The organism is Pseudomonas sp. TNT2022 ID642 (assembly GCF_028656995.1).
Classification (GTDB): domain Bacteria; phylum Pseudomonadota; class Gammaproteobacteria; order Pseudomonadales; family Pseudomonadaceae; genus Aquipseudomonas.
On sequence record NZ_JAMDGW010000031.1, the window covers coordinates 1 to 19,539 of the forward strand.

Annotated in this window: 16 protein-coding genes and 2 pseudogenes; 2 read left to right on the forward strand and 16 right to left on the reverse strand. The window is 59.7% G+C overall.

The genetic code is table 11. From position 1 onward, the window contains the following. The 9 genes and pseudogenes from M5G26_RS25015 to M5G26_RS29650 all read right to left on the reverse strand — a co-directional run. On the reverse strand, positions 1 to 689 hold a 689-nt coding region (locus M5G26_RS25015; RefSeq protein WP_273916756.1), incomplete at its 3' end, for a 4-alpha-glucanotransferase. Then, positions 686 to 2,488: a malto-oligosyltrehalose trehalohydrolase gene (treZ, locus tag M5G26_RS25020; RefSeq protein ID WP_273916757.1), complete on the reverse strand. Its 1,803-nt coding sequence runs from the start codon at positions 2,486 to 2,488 to the stop codon at positions 686 to 688. The genes M5G26_RS25015 and treZ, both read right to left, overlap by 4 nt. A gap of 18 nt (positions 2,489 to 2,506) precedes the next feature. After that, positions 2,507 to 4,093, reverse strand: coding sequence for a glycogen synthase GlgA (gene glgA / locus M5G26_RS25025; RefSeq protein ID WP_134177084.1), 1,587 nt, complete (start codon positions 4,091 to 4,093; stop codon positions 2,507 to 2,509). 582 nt (positions 4,094 to 4,675) lie between these two features. Continuing rightward, positions 4,676 to 5,629, reverse strand: a complete 954-nt coding sequence (locus tag M5G26_RS25030) for a D-2-hydroxyacid dehydrogenase family protein (RefSeq protein WP_273916758.1) — start codon at positions 5,627 to 5,629, stop codon at positions 4,676 to 4,678. Positions 5,630 to 5,642: 13 nt separating this feature from the next. After that, positions 5,643 to 6,692, reverse strand: coding sequence for an alpha/beta fold hydrolase (locus M5G26_RS25035; protein ID WP_273916759.1), 1,050 nt, complete (start codon positions 6,690 to 6,692; stop codon positions 5,643 to 5,645). 87 nt (positions 6,693 to 6,779) lie between these two features. Then, positions 6,780 to 7,214, reverse strand: coding sequence for a YqaA family protein (locus tag M5G26_RS25040; protein WP_273916768.1), 435 nt, complete (start codon positions 7,212 to 7,214; stop codon positions 6,780 to 6,782). Further along, the gene (locus M5G26_RS25045) at positions 7,214 to 7,660 is read right to left on the reverse strand and encodes a DUF411 domain-containing protein (protein WP_273916760.1); all 447 of its coding nucleotides are present in this window, start codon (positions 7,658 to 7,660) and stop codon (positions 7,214 to 7,216) included. The genes M5G26_RS25040 and M5G26_RS25045 overlap by 1 nt, the downstream gene beginning before the upstream one ends. A gap of 315 nt (positions 7,661 to 7,975) precedes the next feature. Next, a pseudogene (locus M5G26_RS29645) lies at positions 7,976 to 8,503 on the reverse strand (methyl-accepting chemotaxis protein); the annotation flags it as partial. 333 nt (positions 8,504 to 8,836) lie between these two features. Next, positions 8,837 to 9,967, reverse strand: a pseudogene (locus tag M5G26_RS29650) (HAMP domain-containing protein); the annotation flags it as partial. Between the two features lie 379 nt (positions 9,968 to 10,346). Here M5G26_RS29650 and M5G26_RS25055 point away from each other — a divergent pair. Further along, the gene (locus M5G26_RS25055) at positions 10,347 to 10,874 is read left to right on the forward strand and encodes a hypothetical protein (protein ID WP_134177080.1); all 528 of its coding nucleotides are present in this window, start codon (positions 10,347 to 10,349) and stop codon (positions 10,872 to 10,874) included. A 49-nt stretch (positions 10,875 to 10,923) separates the two neighbouring features. On the opposite strand, the gene M5G26_RS25060 is transcribed toward M5G26_RS25055, so the two are convergent. The 6 genes from M5G26_RS25060 to M5G26_RS25085 all read right to left on the reverse strand — a co-directional run bounded on the left by M5G26_RS25060 (position 10,924) and on the right by M5G26_RS25085 (position 18,398). Continuing rightward, positions 10,924 to 11,862: a GNAT family N-acetyltransferase gene (locus tag M5G26_RS25060; RefSeq protein WP_273916762.1), complete on the reverse strand. Its 939-nt coding sequence runs from the start codon at positions 11,860 to 11,862 to the stop codon at positions 10,924 to 10,926. Then, positions 11,850 to 13,151, reverse strand: a complete 1,302-nt coding sequence (locus M5G26_RS25065) for a phenylacetate--CoA ligase family protein (protein WP_273916763.1) — start codon at positions 13,149 to 13,151, stop codon at positions 11,850 to 11,852. The genes M5G26_RS25060 and M5G26_RS25065 overlap by 13 nt, the downstream gene beginning before the upstream one ends. A 12-nt stretch (positions 13,152 to 13,163) precedes the next feature. Then, on the reverse strand, positions 13,164 to 15,590 hold the full coding sequence (locus M5G26_RS25070; protein WP_273916764.1) for an acyl-CoA reductase: 2,427 nt from the start codon (positions 15,588 to 15,590) through the stop codon (positions 13,164 to 13,166). Between the two features lies 1 nt (position 15,591). Then, positions 15,592 to 16,722 (reverse strand): LuxE/PaaK family acyltransferase, encoded by a 1,131-nt coding sequence (locus M5G26_RS25075; RefSeq protein WP_273916765.1) that lies wholly within the window; start codon positions 16,720 to 16,722, stop codon positions 15,592 to 15,594. Positions 16,723 to 16,733: 11 nt separating this feature from the next. Next, positions 16,734 to 17,981 (reverse strand): MFS transporter, encoded by a 1,248-nt coding sequence (locus M5G26_RS25080; protein WP_273916766.1) that lies wholly within the window; start codon positions 17,979 to 17,981, stop codon positions 16,734 to 16,736. A 276-nt stretch (positions 17,982 to 18,257) separates the two neighbouring features. Beyond that, on the reverse strand, positions 18,258 to 18,398 hold the full coding sequence (locus M5G26_RS25085; protein ID WP_008077622.1) for a hypothetical protein: 141 nt from the start codon (positions 18,396 to 18,398) through the stop codon (positions 18,258 to 18,260). 158 nt (positions 18,399 to 18,556) lie between these two features. Between M5G26_RS25085 and M5G26_RS25090 the strand changes: the two genes are divergently transcribed. After that, complete coding sequence (locus M5G26_RS25090) at positions 18,557 to 18,745, forward strand: hypothetical protein (protein ID WP_273916767.1); 189 nt, start codon at positions 18,557 to 18,559, stop codon at positions 18,743 to 18,745. Positions 18,746 to 18,763: 18 nt separating this feature from the next. Here the strand turns inward: M5G26_RS25090 and M5G26_RS25095 are convergent, their stop codons facing one another. After that, positions 18,764 to 19,141: a fe2+ zn2+ uptake regulation protein gene (locus M5G26_RS25095; protein WP_077572726.1), complete on the reverse strand. Its 378-nt coding sequence runs from the start codon at positions 19,139 to 19,141 to the stop codon at positions 18,764 to 18,766. Between the last annotated feature and the right edge of the window lie 398 nt (positions 19,142 to 19,539).

Here is a 19,539-nt window from a genome sequence, read left to right on the forward strand (position 1 = left end):
CGTAAATCAGCCCCGGGTGCTGCATATAGAGAATTGAGGAACAACCGACTGGATGGCGAATAAGGGCTGTAGCGCCCGGTATCGGCGCTGAACATCGCGTGCAGCGGGCTGATCGCCAAAGCATCGGCGCCGCGCTCACCGGCCACGCGGACCAGATCTTCCAGTGCTTGAGTGTCGCCGAAACCGCCGTCGCCGGGGCGGCGCAGCGAATACAGCTGCGCACTCAGGCCCCAGACGCGGGGAATCGGATTATCCACCGCATCGCCGACGCTGAAGCAACGCTCCGGGGCCACGGCCAAGGTGAAATACTGATCGCTGATGTGCACCTGTTGATAGCCGACCGGGATCAGCCCCGGCAGTATCGCTTCAGAGTCGAGTTTCAGGTTCAGCCGTGAACCGTCTTCAAGGTGGATTTCACACGGCGTCTCCGGTGCGAAGTACCGCGCCAGATCCACGCCGACCCCGACATCGGCGGTCAACAGCGGCGGCAGGTGGCGGTCTTGTTGTACGGCTTGCAGTTCCAACAGGCTGGCGTCGATTTCCTGCGCCGTGCTGGCGGGGTGGCCGAGGCCGATCAGGACATTGCGCAGTACCGCCGGAGCGACTTTTTGCGGGCGGCCGTTGGCGTCGATCCAGTCGACGGCAAGGCCGGCGCGGCTAGCAAGAATTTCCAGTTGCGCATCGCTCATAGGCGCTCTCCATCCAGAGGTTGCAAAGGGGTTGCGGCCGTGAGGCTGACAAGCGCGCAATACGCGGGCAGTTCGCCCGATTCCGATAGATCGACGGTGGGTGGCTGCTGAAACAACCACACGGCCTCGGTCTGTGGAGGGTTGACCACTGGCGTGTCGCTGAGGTTCAGGTCAATTCGCAGCTCGCTGCCATTGCCCAGACGCCAGCGCGCACTGACCGCGCCATAACCGAGCATATGGGCACCGAGCGCTTGCGTGCCGGACAGATGGGGGATGATGTATTGATGGCGAAATTGCAGCAGCTTCTGGTACAGCTCCAGGGTTTCCTGCTGTTTTGCGCTGCCATGGCCGACCAACCTCGGCTGTGAGGCGTGGAAGGTTTTTTCGGCATTCGGGTCGGGAATCTGCTCGCGTTTGTGCGGATCGGTGAAGGCACTGAATGCGGCGAATTCATTACGCCGGCCCTCACGCACCAACTTGGCCAGCTCGCCGTGGTGACTGGTGAAAAACAGGAACGGTTGCTCGGCGGCAAACTCGTCGCCCATGAACATCAGCGGAATCATCGGTGATAGCAGTAACAACACGGTCGCTGCCTGCACCGCACGCGGATCGGCCAGATGATGCAGGCGTTCGCCGAACGCGCGGTTGCCGATCTGATCGTGGTTTTGCAGGAACAGTACGAACGCCGTGGAGGGCAGATGTTCGCTGGACTCGCCGCGCGGTTCGCCATGGCGGGTGATGTGGCCCTGGAAAACAAACCCCTGACTGAGGCAGCGCACCAATTGTTCGGTGGGTTGTGCGGCGTAGTCAGCGTAATAGGCGTCGGTTTCGCCGGTGAGCAGGACGTGCAGGGCGTTATGGCCGTCGTCGTTCCATTGCGCGTCGTAGTCGTATTCGAGCAGGCTCGACTGGTTGAGTTCGTTTTCCACGGTCAGCCAGACGTGCCGGCTCGGGTCGATCTGCGCGCGGATGCGCTGGGCCATTACTGTGAGGAAATCCGGGTCTTCGATGGCATGCACCGCGTCCAGACGCAGACCGTCGAAGCGGTACTCGAGCAACCACATCAGGGCGTTTTCGATGAAAAACTCGCGCACTTCGTCGCGGCGGAAATCGATCGCTGCGCCCCACGGCGTGTGTTTGTCCTCGCGGAAAAAGCCTTTCGCGTAACGATGCAGATAATTGCCGTCGGGGCCGAAGTGGTTGTAGACCACATCAAGAATGACGGCCAAGCCGTGGCCGTGGGCGCTGTCGATCAGGTGTTTGAGTTGTTCCGGGGTGCCGTAGGAGGCGTGCGGGGCGTAGGGCAACACACCGTCGTAACCCCAATTGCGTTCGCCGGGAAACTGCGCCAGCGGCATCAGTTCGATGGCGGTGATGCCCAGGCCGGCGAGGCGCGCCAGATGTTGTTCGACTTCAGCGAACCCCCCCAGCGCACCGACGTGCAACTCGTAGATCACCGCTTCGCTCCACGGCCGACCGTGCCAGGCACTGTGGCGCCATTGATAAGCCAGCGGATCGACGACCACACTGTGGCGGCCGATGTCGCCATCCTGCGCTCTGGAGGCCGGGTCGGGCACCTCCAGTTCGCCGTCGATGTTGTAGCGGTAGCGAGTGCCCGCCGGACAGCGGGTCTTGATCACAAACCAGCCGTCTGCCTGAGGCAGCATCGGCAGCGACTGACCGTTTTCAAGTTCGACACTGACGTAAAAAGCATCCGGTGCCCACAGCGCGAACTGTGTGTGTTCGGCGTCTAGCATGATCGCGCCGTGGGGCCAGGTTTCAGTAGACCGTAACGGCATCGTGGTGAACCTCCCTGGTTATTTGTGGTGAGCTTTACCCAGCGCCTTGGCGACCAGTTGTTCGTAGAGTTCGGCGTACGGTTCAACCGCTTTGCACCAGTTGAACGGTGCGGCCATTGCCCGGCAACGCATGGCATTAAGCAGCTCGGGGAAGGCGAACACCTTGAACGCGCGGCTCAGGGCTTCCTGATAGCTTTCAGCGGTGGATTCGTCGAAGAGGAAGCCGGTGACGCCGTTTTCAATGGTGTCGGCCAGCCCGCCGGTATTGCGCGCCACCGGCAACGAGCCGAAACGCTGGGCGTACATCTGGCTCAAACCGCAAGGCTCATAGCGCGACGGCATCAGCAGGAAGTCACTGCCGGCGAACATGCGTCGGGCGTCGGTTTCGTTGAAGCCGATGCGCACGCCGATCTGGCCTGGGAAGCGCAGGGCCAGTTCGCGCATGGCTTGTTCTTCTTCAGGTTCGCCGCGACCGATGATTGCGATCTGGCCACCGTTCTGCACGATGTACTCGGATACCGCGATCGTCAGGTCCAGACCTTTTTGATAGACCAGTCGCGACACCACGGCGAACAGCGGGCCTTCTGAGTCATTCAATTCAAATAGCTCACGCACGTGCGCGGCGTTGACCGCTTTGCCTTCCCAGTCACCTATGGCGAACGGTGCGAACAGGTGAGGATCGGTGGCGGCGTCCCAGCTCTCGTCGATGCCGTTGGGAATGCCGCTGAGCAAACCTTGCTGGGTCTTGGCGGCGAGAAAACCGTCGAGACCGCAGCCGAAATCCGGGGTGGTGATTTCCTGCGCATAAGTCGCGCTGACCGTGGTGATGTGGCTCGAATAGGCCATGCCGGCCTTGAGGAACGACATCTTGCCGTAGAACTCCATGCCTTCCTGTTGCAGGGCATGGTTGGGAATACCCAGCTCAGGGCAGGAGCCGAGGCTGGTCACGCCTTGATAGGCGAGGTTGTGAATGGTGAACAGGGTCGGCGTACGCTGCCCGCGCCAGTGCATATAGGCAGGGGCGAGACCGGCCGGCCAGTCATGGGCGTGCACCAGATCCGGGCACCAGTGAATTTGCGCGAGGTTGGCGGCGATATCGGCAGCAGCCAGACCCAAACGGGCGAAACGAATGTGGTTGTCCGGCCAGTCGCGGCCGTTGTTGGCGCCGTAAGGCGAGCCTTCGCGCTCATAGAGTTCAGGGCAGATCAACACGTAGATGACCAGGCCGTCCGGCATGTCCATGCGCCCGATCTTGCACGGTGGCAGCGCCGCATGGCCGCCCAGTTCGCCGATGATGTGGATCGGGTTTTCGCTGTGCATCACCTGCGGGTAACCGGGGATCAACACGCGCACGTCGTGCAGATGGGCCATGGCCCGGGGCAGGGCGGCGGAGACGTCACCCAGCCCACCGGTCTTGACCAGATCGGCAATTTCCGAGGTGACGAACAACACTTTTTTCTTGTTGGGGTTCTGGCTCGCTACTGGAGTCAGCGTTTTGGTGCCGGGGACGTTGATCTGTCGGCTGCCGGGAACACTGACGGTGCTCGATTCACCAACCGCCTGCTGAGCACGCTCTCCCTGAATATCCAATGCCGCACTGATCATATGAATCTCCCGTCTCGTTGATCTGATTCTTGTCTTGAACAAGCGATGTCCATGGCCAAGTCCTGTGGCCGGGCGCAAACGCGCCACGCATCGGTGAGCAAACGCTACCCAACACGCGCAAGCAGAATGGGTGATCGGGCCGTTGCAAGGATTGCACCAGTCGCTTTGGCCCTGCCTTTCAGATGACCCGCCGCCGCGCGCAAAAGTTTCGACTTTTTTTCGGCAATGTGACTGGTCGGTTTTACCCCGCGAAAGTCAGTCTAGGCCAGATCCTAGAGCGGGGCGGCGCAAATGGGTAAATTGTTCGACAATCGGTTGGCATGCCGCGTAAACCGAACTTTTGAGGGGGAAACGCACCGACGAAGTGCAGGTTTTTCTGCGAGGGAGGGCCAAAACGGTGACTGGGCGGTCACGATTCTGTGCTAGCGAGGAGGGCGGTTGCACTGTTGTGGTGCGGGCAGTTTGTTGATCGGCTGATACAGACAACACCTGTAGGAGCTGCCGAAGGCTGCGATCTTTTGATTTTGCATTTAAAAGCGAACATCAAAAGATCGCAGCCTTCGGCAGCTCCTACAGTGGGGGTTAATTTAACGCACGGATTGGATTACCAGCCGCCCAAGCCTGAATATCCTCGATCATCTGCGAAAAGAACTGTTCATAGTTCTGCCGGCTGACATACCCCACATGCGGCGTCGCCAGGACATTGTCGAGTGTGCGAAACGGGTGCATGTGCGGCAACGGCTCCTGCTCGAACACATCCAGCGCTGCCCCGGCGATGTGCCGTTTCTGCAACGCTTTGATCAACGCCGCTTCATCGACAATCGGCCCGCGTGCGGTGTTGACCAGCAGCGCCGTCGGCTTCATCCAGCCCAGCGCCTGCGCATCGACCAGTCCGCGACTGCGTTCGCTGAGCACCAGATGCACCGACAACACGTCTGCCTGCTCGAACAGTTCCTGCTTGTTCACGTAGGTCACGCCAACCTGCTGCGCCCGTTCGGCCGTGAGGTTTTCGCTCCAGGCGATGACCCGCATGCCGAACACCTGGCCGAACTGCGCAACGCGCTGGCCAATACTGCCGAGACCGAGAATGCCGATGGTTTTGCCGTGCAGGTCGCCACCCAGCCCTTGCTGCCACTCACCGTTGCGCAGGGCATTGGCTTCCTTCACCAGATTGCGTGTCGCCGCCATGACCAGCGCCCAGGTCAGCTCTGGTGCCGCATGCTTGTAACTGTCAGTGCCGCAGACCGTGATGCCCAGTTTTGCCGCTGCTTGCATGTCCAGCGCCGCGTTGCGCATGCCGCCGGTGACCAGCAACTTGAGATTGGGCAAACCCTTGAGCAAGTCCTCATCGAAACGCGTGCGTTCGCGCATCACGCAAATCACCTGGTAACGGCCCAGGCGCTCGGCCATTGTCGCGTTGTCGGCCGGGTAATCATGTTCGAACGCCACTTCACCGAGGCTATCGAGGACTGACCAGTCGACCACGTCGCGGGCCACGTCCTGCCAGTCATCGATCACTGCAATCTGCACCGTCATCAGCCTTACCTCATTAACGCACGGGATTGGATGTATTCAGCCAGTCGAGCAGGGCCTTGTGTAACTGCGCCGGCTCTTCCATTTGTGGCGCGTGGCCCATGCCGGGAAATTCCACCAGCGTCGACTGCGGGATCAGCTTGGCCACTTGTTTGCCGAGCACCTCATAGTGACCGATTTTCGCTTTCACCTCAGGCGGCGCGAGGTCCTTGCCGATGGCGGTGGTGTCGGAGGTGCCGATCAGCAGCAGGGTCGGCATCTTCAAGTCCTTGAACTCGTAGTAGACCGGCTGGGTGAAAATCATGTCGTAGATCAGCGCCGAGTTCCACGCTACTTGCGTCTTGCCCGGGCCTTTGCTCAGGCCGGCGAGCATGTCTACCCAACGGTCGAATTCCGGTTTCCAGCGGCCGTCGTAATAGGTGGTGCGTTCATAGTCGCGAATGCCTTGGGCGCTGACTTTCAGTTCGCGCTGATACCACTGATCCACCGTGCGATAGGGCACGCCAAGGGCTTTCCAGTCTTCCAGACCGATCGGGTTGACCAATGCCAATTGCTCGACTTGCTCGGGGAACAGCAAGGCGTAACGGGTGGCGAGCATGCCGCCGGTGGAGTGGCCGAGCAGCGTGGCTTTTTGAATGCCCAGCGCTTTGAGCAATTGCTGCGTGTTGGTCGCCAGTTGCTGGAAGCTGTATTGATAGTTGTCGGGTTTGCTCGAGGTGCAGAAACCGATCTGATCCGGCGCGATCACCCGGTAACCGGACTCGCTCAAGGCCTTGATCGAACTGTCCCAGGTCGCCGCGCAAAAGTTTTTGCCGTGCATCAGCACCACGGTGCGGCCATTGGCCTTGCCGTGAGCGGCGACGTCCATGTAACCCATCTGCAGGGATTTGCCCTGGGACTGGAAGGCAAAGTGTTTAAGCGTGTAAGGGTATTCGAAGCCTTGCAGTTCCGGGCCATAGGCCGGGCCTTCAGGCGCGGCTTCGCTTGGCGTTGCGGCCTGTGCCGAAAGGGGCAGGGCGGCACAGAGGAACAGGCCGGGGAGCCAACGGGAAAACGTGACAGACATAAGGTCAAACTCCGTTTGAAATCGGCCGATGCTGGAATGACTGGATTATGCCGACGTTAAACACAGGCAATGCCTGCGCCCGAACGTTCAACCCAGCCAGCCCAGCGTCAGCATGGCCAGCACGCCGTAACGGGCGCCTTTGGCCAGGGTGACAATCAACAGGAAGCGCCCGAGCGGTTCGCGCATGACGCCGGCAATCAGCGTCAGCGGGTCGCCAATGATCGGCAACCAGCTCAGCAGCAACGACCAATGCCCATAGCGCTCATAGTGTTTGCGCGCCTTGGCCATGTGCGCGGGGCTCACCGGAAACCAGCGCCGATCCTGAAAGCGCTCGATGCCGCGGCCCAGCCACCAGTTGACCAGTGAGCCGAGTACGTTGCCCAGCGTCGCCACCGCCAGCAGTCCCCACAGCCAGTAACGCTCGCTGACGATCAAACCGACCAGCACGGCCTCGGACTGCAGCGGCAACAAGGTCGCCGCGCCGAATGCGGCAAAGAACAGCCCGAAGTAAGCGGCGCCGATCAATGGGCCGGGTAGTCCGCCACGACGACGTCAGCGCCATCCTTCTTCAGGCCGATAACCTGATAAGCATCGCTCATGCCGTCCATTTCCATGCCCGGCGAACCCATCGGCATGCCCGGTGCGGCCACGCCGAGCAGGTCATCACGCTTGCTCAGGGCCAACACCTGCTCCGCCGGTACGTGGCCTTCGACGAATTTACCGTTGATGATCGCGGTGTGGCACGACACCAGACGCGGCGGCACGCCATGTTGCTGCTTGAAGCTGCTCATGTCGCTTTCGACGTGATCTTCGACTTTGAAACCATTGGCTTCGAGATGGCTGATCCATTTTTTGCAGCAACCGCAATTGGCGTCGCGGTGCACTTCGATGGGGATCAGATCGGCGGCCTGGGCCAGGGAGGAGATGAACAGGGCGCTCAGGGCGACCAGACGCAGGTGAGTTCGCATGACGGATTCTCGGCTCGGGTGACGATCAAAAAGAACGCATTTTGACCGGTTTTTCCCGCCTGGCATCAACGCAATGTTTCCAGTTGTTGCGAGACGGACTCGCAGGATGATCGTAGATCAAGGCTGACAGGTTGCTGAGCGCGAGATGACAAAGCTGTCAGGTGGCAATTGTGTGAACGGCGTCGAACCCTGTGGGGGCGAGCCTGCTCGCGAAGGCAGAATGTCAGGCACTGGATGCAGTGCCTGAAAGGACGCTTTCGCGAGCAGGCTCGCTCCCCACAGGGGTTATTTGGTAAGCAGAAATTCCTGCATGAATCAGCGGACCTTGAAACGTCCCATGATCGCGCTCACCCGGCTATTGGCCTCGAGCAATTGGTGGGTATTCAGTTCGCTGGCTTTGCCGCTCTGCACCAGCTCATCCACCATGTGGCGGATTTGCACCATGCTGCGGTTGATCTCTTCGGTCACCGCGCTTTGCTGTTCGGCGGCGGTGGCGATCTGGGTGCTGAGGCTGTTGATATGGCTGACCGAACCGGCCATTTCATCCAGACCCGAATTGACCCGTGCAGTGGCGTCGGCAGCGGACTGGCAACTGGCCTGAGTGTTTTCCATGGCGCTGACCGACGAACTCACGCCCTGCGTCAGACGCGTCAACATCTCGTTGATTTCCGAGGTGCTGGCCTGCGTGCGCGCGGCGAGGGCGCGGACTTCATCGGCAACCACGGCAAACCCCCGGCCCTGTTCACCGGCGCGAGCTGCTTCAATTGCGGCGTTGAGCGCCAACAGATTGGTCTGGCCGGCGATCGCGCCGATCACCCCGAGTATTTCGGTGATGCGTTGAGCGTCCTGCTGCATGTTTTCAACTTTGTGTGTAGCACTGGCCACTTCATCGATCAGCGCCACGACACTGTTGGTGGCTTCGCCCACGACCACGCGGGAACGGTCGGCGTTTTCGTTGGCGCGCTGTGTGAACGCTGCGGTTTCGGCGGCATTCTGCGCAACGCTTTCTGCGGTCGAACTCATCTCGGTGATAGCGGTAACGGTCTGGTCGGTTTCCGAGGCGTGACGCAGGAGGATCTGGCTGGTGTGCGCCGAGGTACGTTGCAGGTTGTCGAGGCTCGACGCCATGGCGCCGGTGGCCTGGGTGACTTCGCCGATCATGTTCTGCAGGTAGGCGATGAAGGTGTTGACCGAGTGGCCGATGGCGCCGAGTTCATCTTCGGCGCGAATGGTAATGCGCCGGGTCAGGTCGGCATCGCCGCTGGACAGCAAGTCGATATTGGCTTTCAACGCTTTCATGCGCTGCACCAACTGACGAATCGCGTAGACCTGCAACAGCACCAGCAAAATCACCAGCGGAATCTGCAACAGGCTCAAGGTGCTGAGGACGTCATCACGTTGGGCGGTGAGCATTTTCGTTGGCAGGGCGGTGGCGAGGAACCACGGCGTGCCTTCAATCGGCCGCATGAAGAAGGTGCTGGCTTCGCCGTTGTTATCGAACTCGATGCGCTGCGCCTGATCGCGATTCTGCAGTCCGGCTTTGACCTGACTGGCGAAGGTCGATGTGCTGGCCAGTTCGCTGATGTTCTTCAGCACGATCGGGCCACTGATGCGCGAACTGTTACTGATGATCTTGCCATCGGCTTCAACGATGAGCATTTCGGCGTTGAGGTCTTTTTCCTTGCGCGCCACCAGATCGTTGAAGAAGCCGAGGGTGACGTCAATGGTCGACACGCCCCAGGCATTACCGTTTTTCTGGATGGCCATGGCGCAGTTGGTGCGCGGCTCGGCGCTGGCGTCATCTTTGTACGCCGCCGCCCAGGCGCATTGGCCGCGCGGTGTGGCCATGCCGCCCTTGTGCCAGCTCTGGTCGTAATAATTGGGCGCCGCGTCGCTGTTCCAGAACGTGTTCACCGCCAGTTTGCCCGACGCATCGCGGTGCCAGAACGTACTGAATTTGTTGCGCCCGGCTTCACGCTGCCCCGGCAGCGGCCAGATCCCGCCACCGAATACCTTCAACTCGCCGTACTGATCGACCAGGCCTGGCAGCACCGTGTCGATGGCGGCGCTGTCGAGCAGCGGGATGGTCTGGGTGATGCTGCGCTGTTGCGCCTGCACTTTGTTCAACTCGCCCTGAATCTGCTCGGCCACTTCGGCGATGCGGTTGAGGACGACTTGTTCTTCGGTTTGCCGCAGCTTGGGGGCGACCAGTTGGCTGATGCCGACCACGGTCAACACCGACAACAACAGGATGAACAGAACCAGAAACAGCGTGTAGCGAGCCTGAATGGTACGGAATGCGGGCATGGAGACCGGTCCTTGAGCAGCGTTTCTTATTAGGGGGCAGGGGTAAAACAGTGCGGGTATCCACAACGTATCGTCGTTACGCCGCGAAGCTTTAGGTACTTGCGTCCTAAAAAGACTGAGTGCCGATGACTGGTCGGTATCGGCTTCGATACACAAGCGCTGATCACCGCCTGCGACTGGCAGAAAAAGCCATTTTCATTTCATTGTGATGACAGCTCTGGATCAGGGTTTGCGGGGTGTTGATCTTTTGTATCGAGAATGTACAAGAATTGTAAAAAAGTGCAGAAAGAGGTTGGTGCCATCAGTTCGCCCGCCGATACTCGCGGCCATTAATGCCGTTCACACGGATATTTCAGGTCATTTCACAGGGAGTCTTTTCATGACGATCGGTATTGTCGGCGGCTGGCAGGCCAAGGCTGGACTACTGGTGCGCGACACCGGCGCAAAGAAACAAGTGTCCCAGAGCGTCAAGGTGCAGCAGATGCTGACGCTGGTCGGTAATGATCCCAACGCGCTGAATACCGCCGAAATGGACAAGCAGGGTTTGCGCAAGGCGATCAAGGGTTTCGATCCGGCGAACGTTTCAGTCAAACAAATGGGCAATCTGAGCGAGATGCTGCGTAGCCGCGGGCTGATCTCCGAGATCACATCCTTCACGTTGAAGAACGCGGGTGACAAGTTCGACCGTTTCGGCGTGACCAAAGATATCGATGCCAAATTCAACGCCCTGGAGTATTTCGCGACTCAGCTCGATGCGATCCAGAGCAATGGCCTCAATGGCAACGCCTACGGCAAGAACCTGATTCCCGAGTTCAAGAAAGCGATCTATGTCCTGCAGAACCTGAAGACCTACGGTGATGGCAACGTCGCCAAACCTGTCGACCAGGGCGTCAAGGCCAAGGCCTGAATTCGAGCGTTGTAGCCCGCTCGACAGGTGAGCGGGCACTCGGTCTGATTCAAGAATGCGGCGCTGCCTCGCTGGCGCGCGCGGCAATCTGTTGTTGCGCCTGATCGTGCAGGCGCTGAATGTGCGGGCAACGCAACTCCAGCGTGCGTCGGCGATAACCCCGATGAAACAACGCCAGCCATCCCCCGCAACGGTCATTCGGGGCAATCCCGGTGAAGATGAAACCCATCGCCGACAGGCTGTCCACGGCGCTGGCAAAACCCGTTGCCAGCCTGAGCCTGATGGAGATCATCCAGTGCCCGGGCAGTTGTCGCAGCTGTTTAAGCAAACCGCTGTCGAGTTTTTTCAGCAGCACGTCATAGCGCCCGGAACATTGTTCGACATTTATTGGCGGCCCGACCCAAAGCGGTTCTTTTTCCTGCGTTCCGTAAACGCCGGACAAATGTTCCATGAAATCGCGACAGCTTTGCGGCCAGTGCAGTGCCGGGAGCGGGCGCCGATAACCGTCGATGGGGGTGAAGCCAATGACGATGGACTCGGGCAACGGTTCGCCGAACGGCGAGGGCACATAGTCGAGCAACAATCCCGTGCTGCAAAAGCCGAGCCGCTGAGCCATGCGTTGGGTGTAGGCATGGTGGGTCACCTGTTTGATGGTCACGCCATGGCAACCCAGTGCTTGTGCATGGATCAATAGTCGCGTGCCCAACTGTGTAGCGATGTTCTGTCCGCGTGTCGACGGGTGTACCACGCTCAATGCCAGTTCCGCCGTGTGCGATTCGCTGCTTCTGCACAACGTCGCGTGACCGAGAATTTTTTTGCCGGATTCCGCTACCAATGAATGCCAGCTGCCATCGCCGTGGTTCTGGTTGATCATCAACGGCAAGTACACGTGCGGTTGCACGTAGTGGTCACCATAGATTTCCCGGAACAGGCGACTGACGGCACCAGCGTCGGTACGTCGATAACTGCGCAGCGTCAGGTGGTCCATGGGCATTGCTCCGGACGCGGGGTGTCATAGCGGCGCAAGTCGACGACGCGTTGGTGTTTGCCGGAGCGCGGATGGCGAGCGAGTTCATCGTGTGTGCAAGGGGCAACCTGCAGTTCAAGTTGCCGATCAGCGCTGAGTTGCGAGATCAGCGGGTAATGTTCGATCAAGTCATGCTGCACGGTTGAGTTGGCTTCTGCGATGCCGACCGTCAGCGCATCGGGTACCCACTTCAGACGCAAGATATCGACATTCGCCGACTGACTGATGATCAGTTGCCAGTCTTCACTGCCAGTGGCACGTCGAACGATCCCGGCGATGTCTTCGATCATCAGCGTCAGGGTGCCCACGCGCACGCGCTGACTGCTTGCGCTGCGACCCATCAAGGCAAACTTGCGCATGGGCACCGTGGCAGGTTCTCGCCAGCAGGCGAGGTCGCCCACGGGGTAACGGATCAACGGCATCAGCCGGCGGGTGAGGTTGGTCATCACCAACCGCCCGGTTCGGTCGCATTCCTCAATCACCTCACCGGTGTATTCATCGACAATTTCCAGCAGGCTGTGACCGGGCAGCATCCGGTGCTCGCCCAGGGCGCAATCGCGGCCCGTGACGCCGATAAGTCCCGCGTCGACACTGGCATAGCCGATGGAGGCGATCCGTGCGTTGGGGAACACCCGGCGCAACATCTGCAATTGCCCGGCGAACAGGCTTTCCCCGCCATAAAACAGGGTCTCGACCTCGGCCAGGGTTTGTGCGTGACGCTCCATTTCACTGGCAAACGTCAGCAATTGCGCAGGCACCCCGGCCAGTACGTTGATCCGGTGCTGACGAATAGCGTCAGCCAACACCCCGTTCGCCACATCACCGGTGAAAGGGAATTCGGTAACACCCGCTGTTTCGTGCGCCAGAGCATCGTGGATAAAGATGAAACTGGCATATAGATCGCCGACAAAGAACAGGTTGGCAACCCGGTCCCCGGGATTGAGTTGGTTACCGAGATGGTGGCCAAAGTCCCGCACAAGTGCCTGCCATTCTTCGCGGGTAAAGACCGAAAGTTTACCGGCGGCGGTTGTTCCGCCGGTTTTGAAGACCAGCGCGCGTTCAACTGTAGAGGTGAGCACCGGCCATTGTTGGAAGTTCTGGCTGTGTGCCCAATAGTGTTGTGGGTCAGTCACCGGAAGTTCATCCAGTGCGGCGATTTGCGGTGCAACGTTATGTAAGTGTCTGGCGTAGTATTTTGAATGTGCTCGGGCAAAAGTGACCAATTGGTTGAGTTCAAGTGTTGCGTTCATGGTGCTCTCTTTTTAATTGTTGTGTCCGTGGGCATTGGATGTTTGACGGCGCGCATCGATGACGGATGGAATCTTTCCGCTGTGTTTGTTTCTGCTGAACTGTTGCGGTTCGCAGATTTGCGCTTCGACCGTGAGCAGTCTGCTGCGCAGTAGCGTGGCCAGCGTCGAATAACCTTGCAGTCGGTTGAGGATGTCTGCGGGGTTGCCTGGGCTGCGAATCAGCAGACGTTCCAGGCCATCAGGTGCTTGATCGAGGTGCAGCTGAAACGTGGTTTGCAAGTGCCGCGCGAGCTCGTTCAGGCAGATGAAGTCGCTGCCGATACGCAGCAATCTGCCGTGCCGTTGCAGCAGTTCGAAGCGTGGCGAACTCAGCCCGCACGCGCAGTCGCCAGGTAGCCAGCGACCGCTGTCGCCGACTTCATAACGCTGTACCTGCTGGCCCTCTCGAGCTTTTGAGGTGAAGAGCAAACGGCCGACTTCATCACCGACGACAGGCACGTCTTGCTCCAGGGCGACGATTTCCAGATGCTGGATGTCTTCCATCAGATGAAACACACCATCAGCGGTTGCCGCGCAGGCATGTCCGAACGGCCCCGCATCGACACTGCCGTACACCGCCGAGCGGATGCTGGCGACGCCGCAGCGCTGCAACAGCTCGCGGCACGGATCACTGATGTGTTCACCGCCGAGAAAGACTTTTTCAATGCCGCCGTAACGGCTCAGACGCAGCTGTTCGTTGAGGAACAATCGATGCAGGGTGCTGGGCATGCCGATCAGTACGGTGACGCGTTGCTCGATGATCACTTGAGCAATGTCGCTGTAGTCATCGTCGGCGGGTGCGCCCATGGGCAGGTGAGTTGCGCCCAGCAGTTCCAGTACTTTGGCGAAACTGAAGAAACCGCCGTACAGGCTGCCACTGAAGAACAGGTTCATGACCTTGTCGCGACCCGGATCGAGTCCCGCCGCAAACAGACCGTCGGCGGCGGCGCGCATCTGGCGTTGAAAGTCGCGGTAACTGAACCCCGCCAGCGCCGGTGTGCCGCTACTGCCGCCGGAGCGGAAAAACAGCTGCGCGGCCGCTGTCGTCGGGCGTGCGATAAATGCCGCTTTGTCGGTAATCGGCAGGCCCGCCAGCGTCGGCGCGCAAGACGCTTGGTCGAGGGTCATATGCGTAGACAACTGCGTTGGCGCGACGCTGACCGAGACACGCCGGCTCAGGCGCTGCAGAGCGTAAACGCCGTCGTGGGGTTCGCCGTCGTAGCCATCATGGATGGCGTTGACTGGCGCAATTCGGCTGACCCCCGCGGCAATCAACGTGCGCGACAGTTCAGCGATCTGCGGTTCGGCACACGCCAGTGCACAACTCTGCAATACGTTGCGCCAGGGCAGTAACGTCTCGGCCAGTTGCGCGCGAGGCAGGGGCTTGAGCAGCAGCGTGCGAAACAAAGGCGAGGGCGCCAGCACTTGATCATGGCTCCAGACAACGCGCCAGCCCGGCGCGCTCCAGACTTGCGCTGTCACAGCGGAAAAGCTCTGGCCCAGGCGCGTCATCAACGTGTGGCTGGTGATCTCGCTGGCTTCCTGGACCGTCGGGATCAGCGCCGGCCATTGCCCGGCACGGCGCTCAAACGCCTTGGCCAGTGCTGAGCCGATGTCGTTCAGCACGGCCGGTTCCTCGCTGTCGACCAATAACCACTGCGGGCTGGAACAGGCCTGCTGGTCCAGTCGGCAAACCTCATCGACTATCGCCTCCAGCGTTTGCGGCGTGGCGGCGTCCGGCGTCAGGTAGGCAAAACTGACGCGGTGGCCCCAGTCGATCCAGCGACATCCGGGCGGCAACTGTTGGCGGATGGCTTGCAGCGCGGCTTCGCCACCCCACGCCGAAACGCCATTGGCCATTTCGCACAAGCGGCCGATTTGCGCGGTCGGCACTGGTAGCACGGCCACGTAGTGGTGCAGTTGACCGCTGGGATCGCACTGCACCAATGCGTGCAGCAGGCGTGCGGTCAGACCTTGGTCGCTGCGGCTGGGGCGCAGCCAGTTGAGGTTGCCGGCCAAAAGGCTTTCGATCATCGCGCAGCACGCCAGCAATGGCGCGTTGGCCGGTGTCACGTGGACCACCAGACCCAAGGGGCTCCAGCACTCGAAGCGCGATTGCCGACAATCGAAGCGGCGCAGCGAATCGGCCTGATCACCCAGTTCGCGTTCAAGTTTGTTTTGCAGGGCGTGAGGCTGGCAGAAATCAATCAGGGCCTGACGTTGCTCGTTGTCCAGCGGCAACTCGATGCTGTGCAGTTGCTGTGCAAATTTTGCGGCGGCAGTCAGCACGGTGGCGCGCTGCAGCGGTGTGCTCAGATGTTGCGGTAATGCCTGATGCAGCAGCGTCAGTGCGGTGTCGAGATCGAAATCCGCGTGCAGCTCTCCGTTGATCAGATACATATCAGTGCCTCCCCAATAATTCAGATGCCGCCATCGCGCAGCTTCTGCCGGCGCTAGTGCCCGCGCGGCCATGCAGTTCGAACCAGTCGCTGGTCAGGCCGCAGCCGCAACTCAAACCGGGATACAGCGTCGCCAGGTCGCTCATCACCACCGCGTGCGCCGGGCTGGATGAAATGTAGGGCGAGACGAAACCCAGCAAGCCTTGCTGGCCGTAGGGCTGGACGGAAAAGTCGCGGGGATTGCGCACGTAAGCCTTGGCGTAAACCGGAACATGAAAATGATGCCGGGCGCATTCGATGTAGGGCACCGCGTGCTCGACCGCACCATAGCCGTCTCGGCATCGCGACATTGCGATGCCCAGTTGCCGGGCGATGCGCTCATACAGTTGTTGTTTGGGGATTTCCTCACTGGCGCGGGTTTTCCAGCCACCACCGAAAAACACCAGCGAATCGGCCGGCAGTTGCAGCGCCGGCACGCCGGTGGCCTGCATCTGCTGCAGGGCCTGCCAGAGAAATGCCGGGAAACCGAAAATGCGCACCGGCAGACCTTCCTCGGCGAACGATTGCAGGGCAGCGATGACGCCAAACACATCGAACTGGTGGCCATCGCCGTTACAGCGCAAGGCGTAGACGACTCGATTGACCGGGGCAAAGCGGCAGAGGAACTGGTCGGTGAAGGACGTCCCCAGCGTGATCGCGCCTTGCGGCTCGTAGCTCAGCAGCAAGTAGTTGCACGGCGTGTCCGGTGCGTTCCAGCCGTAATGGCTAAAGATCCGTTCGACCATGAACTGCGCGCGCGACAGGCTGCGTGTGTCGTAGCGCATGCGGCTTTTCTGGCCACTGGTGCCGGACGATGTCAGTTCCAAAGCGTGTTCTCCGGTCGGGCTGAGCAGCAGTTGCCGTTTGAAGAAGTTGGCCAGAATCGGCGGCAGTCGCGACCAGTCATCGAGAGTGTCCAGGTCCTGCACGTCGAAGCCGTTCGCGTTCAGCCAATGTGCGTAGCCGGGAGTGTGTTGGCAATGAAACCGGCTGATCTCGGCCATCGCCTGATCGAACAGGCCGGCAGGCACGGAATCCGCGCAATAGGGGTGCGGCAACGCGCAGAGCGCATCGCTGGCGGGGAAGCGGTTCATTTAACAATCCTTTATTGAGCAGAAGCGGAGTCGGCAGGGTTGCGTTGCAACAGTCCCTGGATCAGAGGCAGGCACATCAGGCCGCTGAAGGCGGCGTAGAGCGCAAAGAGTTCGAGCCGTGCGCCACCACCGATGGCGGCAATGAGCGAACCGCCGAGGCCCATCACCGCAATCGAAAGCATCCCGACCAGCGCCGAGACCAGGCCCTTGCTGTCATCGCTGGCAAACAACGCCAGCCGATACAACGCGGCGTTGCTCATACCCAGCCCCACCGCGTACAGCGCCAGACTCGCGACCACCGGACCGAGACCGGCGCCAGACAGCGCGCAGCCGATCAGCGCCAGCAGTCCCAGGCAAAACGGCCAGAGCGCCAAGCGAATCAGTTGGGGTAACGAGTGCGTGCTCAACAAACGGTCGAGGATCAGATTGCCGACGATAACGGCAGAGAAAACCGGGATCTGCCACAAGGCATATTCCAGTGGAGGCAGACCCAGCAACTGCATCAGCAGCAATGGCGCCAAGCCGATCCAGGCGATCAGCGGCAGGCTCATCAGCCCCAGCGCGAGGCTTGCAGCGAGAAACCGGCTATTGCCAAACAGCGCGCGGTAGCGCTGGCCGGTCTGGCGCCAGGAAAAACGCACCGCCGGTTGCCGGCGTCCATCGCGACGTACGACCCCGACGGTCTCCGGCATGCAGGCAAAAAGCCCAAGCCAGACCAGCGATGTCGCAAGACCCAGGCCGAGAAACAGCTCACGCCACGACAACCATTGCAGGAGCAGGATGCCCAGCAGCGGCCCCACCAACGGTGACAGCAGGGCAATATTGCCGAGCAGTGCCATCAACCGCACCGCATCGGCTTCGCAGAACACTTCTTGAAGGGCGGGATAACTGACTGCCACAACAAAACCCAGGCCCATGCCTTGCAGCAGTCGCAACAGATTGAAGGCTTCAATGCTGTGGCTGACGAATGCTCCCGCGCAGGCGATACCGAACAATGCGCAACCGATCAACAATACCCGCCTTCGACCCCATTGATCGGACAGCGGCCCGATCAGCCATTGCAGGCAGACACCGCCGAGCAGATAAAGATTGAAGGCATTGGGAACATGCCGCACATCCGCTTGAAGTTCTGTTGTAACAGTGAGCATGGCCGGCATGATCAAGTCACTGGCCAAATAAGTCAGAAGTTCAAAAGCGCTGATGGCCAAACAAAACCCGAGCACTTGAAGTGGCCCGATTGGTATAAGTGTTCTCTGCATAAACGTCCCTGTTGGTGAGTGGAAGGAAGTTGCCAGAGACTAGTTGCAGAGGCTTGCGTGACCTACTTTTTTGCTGCGACATTAGATTTCAAATACTTGCAACTTGTTTAGTGGTTTGCACTTTGCGCATGACACTTGTTACATCTGCGTGGCAGACGCTGGTGGCGAAAACAGAAAAGCCCGCTACACGGCGGGCTTTATTTGAAGTGGATCGGGCTGGTGAGTTTCCCGCCTCGGCCTGTTCATCGACAAGCGGGTGGGATGAACAATCCTGTTCTATCGATGTTGGTAATAGCCAGGGCCACCCTGGTAGTAACGATGATGATCACCATGCCAGCCGCCGTGGGGGAAGATGATGCAGCCACTCAGGGTCAGCAGGGCAAGAACGGGAATCAGCCAGGTGATTCGACGCAGCATTTTGAAAATTCCTCATGGTTACGCCGTCATGAAGCCAAAACTCTTCATCGGCTGTAACATGAGACCCCGATTGCAGCAGCACATCCCCGTAAAAGGGTAAGTGCATGGCATGCAAACGGATACAAACCGGATACATTTCAACGCTTCAGGAAGCCGCAATGACCCACAAGCAACGCTTGATTTATTCGATTCTGATCGCCGTGTCGGTCCTGGCGATCATGCTCGGCCTGTCCTGGCTGCAAAACGCCGGCATGATTTCGGAGAAGACGTTCCAGTTTGTCGCCATCGGTGTGGCGGTGATCGTAGTGGTGATCAACGGCGTCATGCGCCGCAAGGTCAAGTCTTGACGGCGATTGCCTTACGCTTCAATCGTTGTTGAGGACGGCGGCAGCCTGTGGATGCAGGCTGTAGCTCTTGTCTTCATTGAAGGTGATCACACCTTCGGCGCACAGGCGCTTGAGTACTTCACGCACACTGAGAAAGGACAGCGGAATATCCAGATCCAGCAATTGGCTGTGGACACCGCGCACGCCCAGACGCCGCTCGCTTTGTGCGGCGACCAGCAGGGCGTCGATGACTTTCAGACGAATCAGGCTGGTGCGCAGCCCGAAACTTTTCAGCAGCAACCGGATGCGTTCGTTACCGTGACGCTCGACGCGTTGCCCGAAATCGCTCGCGTGTGGGCTCATGGAAACTCCTTTGGGTGCCTGGCTACCGTCCGTTGGTAGTTGCGAGTTGTACATGCGATTACTCCTTTTCAGAGCCTGATCGGGAAAGGGGTTTTTTTGCTCTCTCTAAACAAGACGTTTCAGCACGACAAATCATGAAAGAAAAGATGTAGAAATTTTGTTGGGGGTTTGTCTTTTTCTTGTGATTTCGGGTTGGGCTTGGCGGCCTTCGGGCTGACCAGGCTCTTGAGGGCTTGGGTGTATATCCGTTTTTTTTGGGGTTGCGGCTGGCGGTTCCGCCCTTACGGCGGGTCACTTTTTCAGACGCCAAAAAGTAACCAAAAGGCTGGGCCCCGGCGTTCGGCCCCTCGCTGAGGCTCGGGGTTCCTTCGTTACGCGATCTATCCGGGGGCATCGCCTACGGTTTGCTTCGCTGCCCCCCCTCTCGATGCATTTGGCTTCGCCAAACGGTC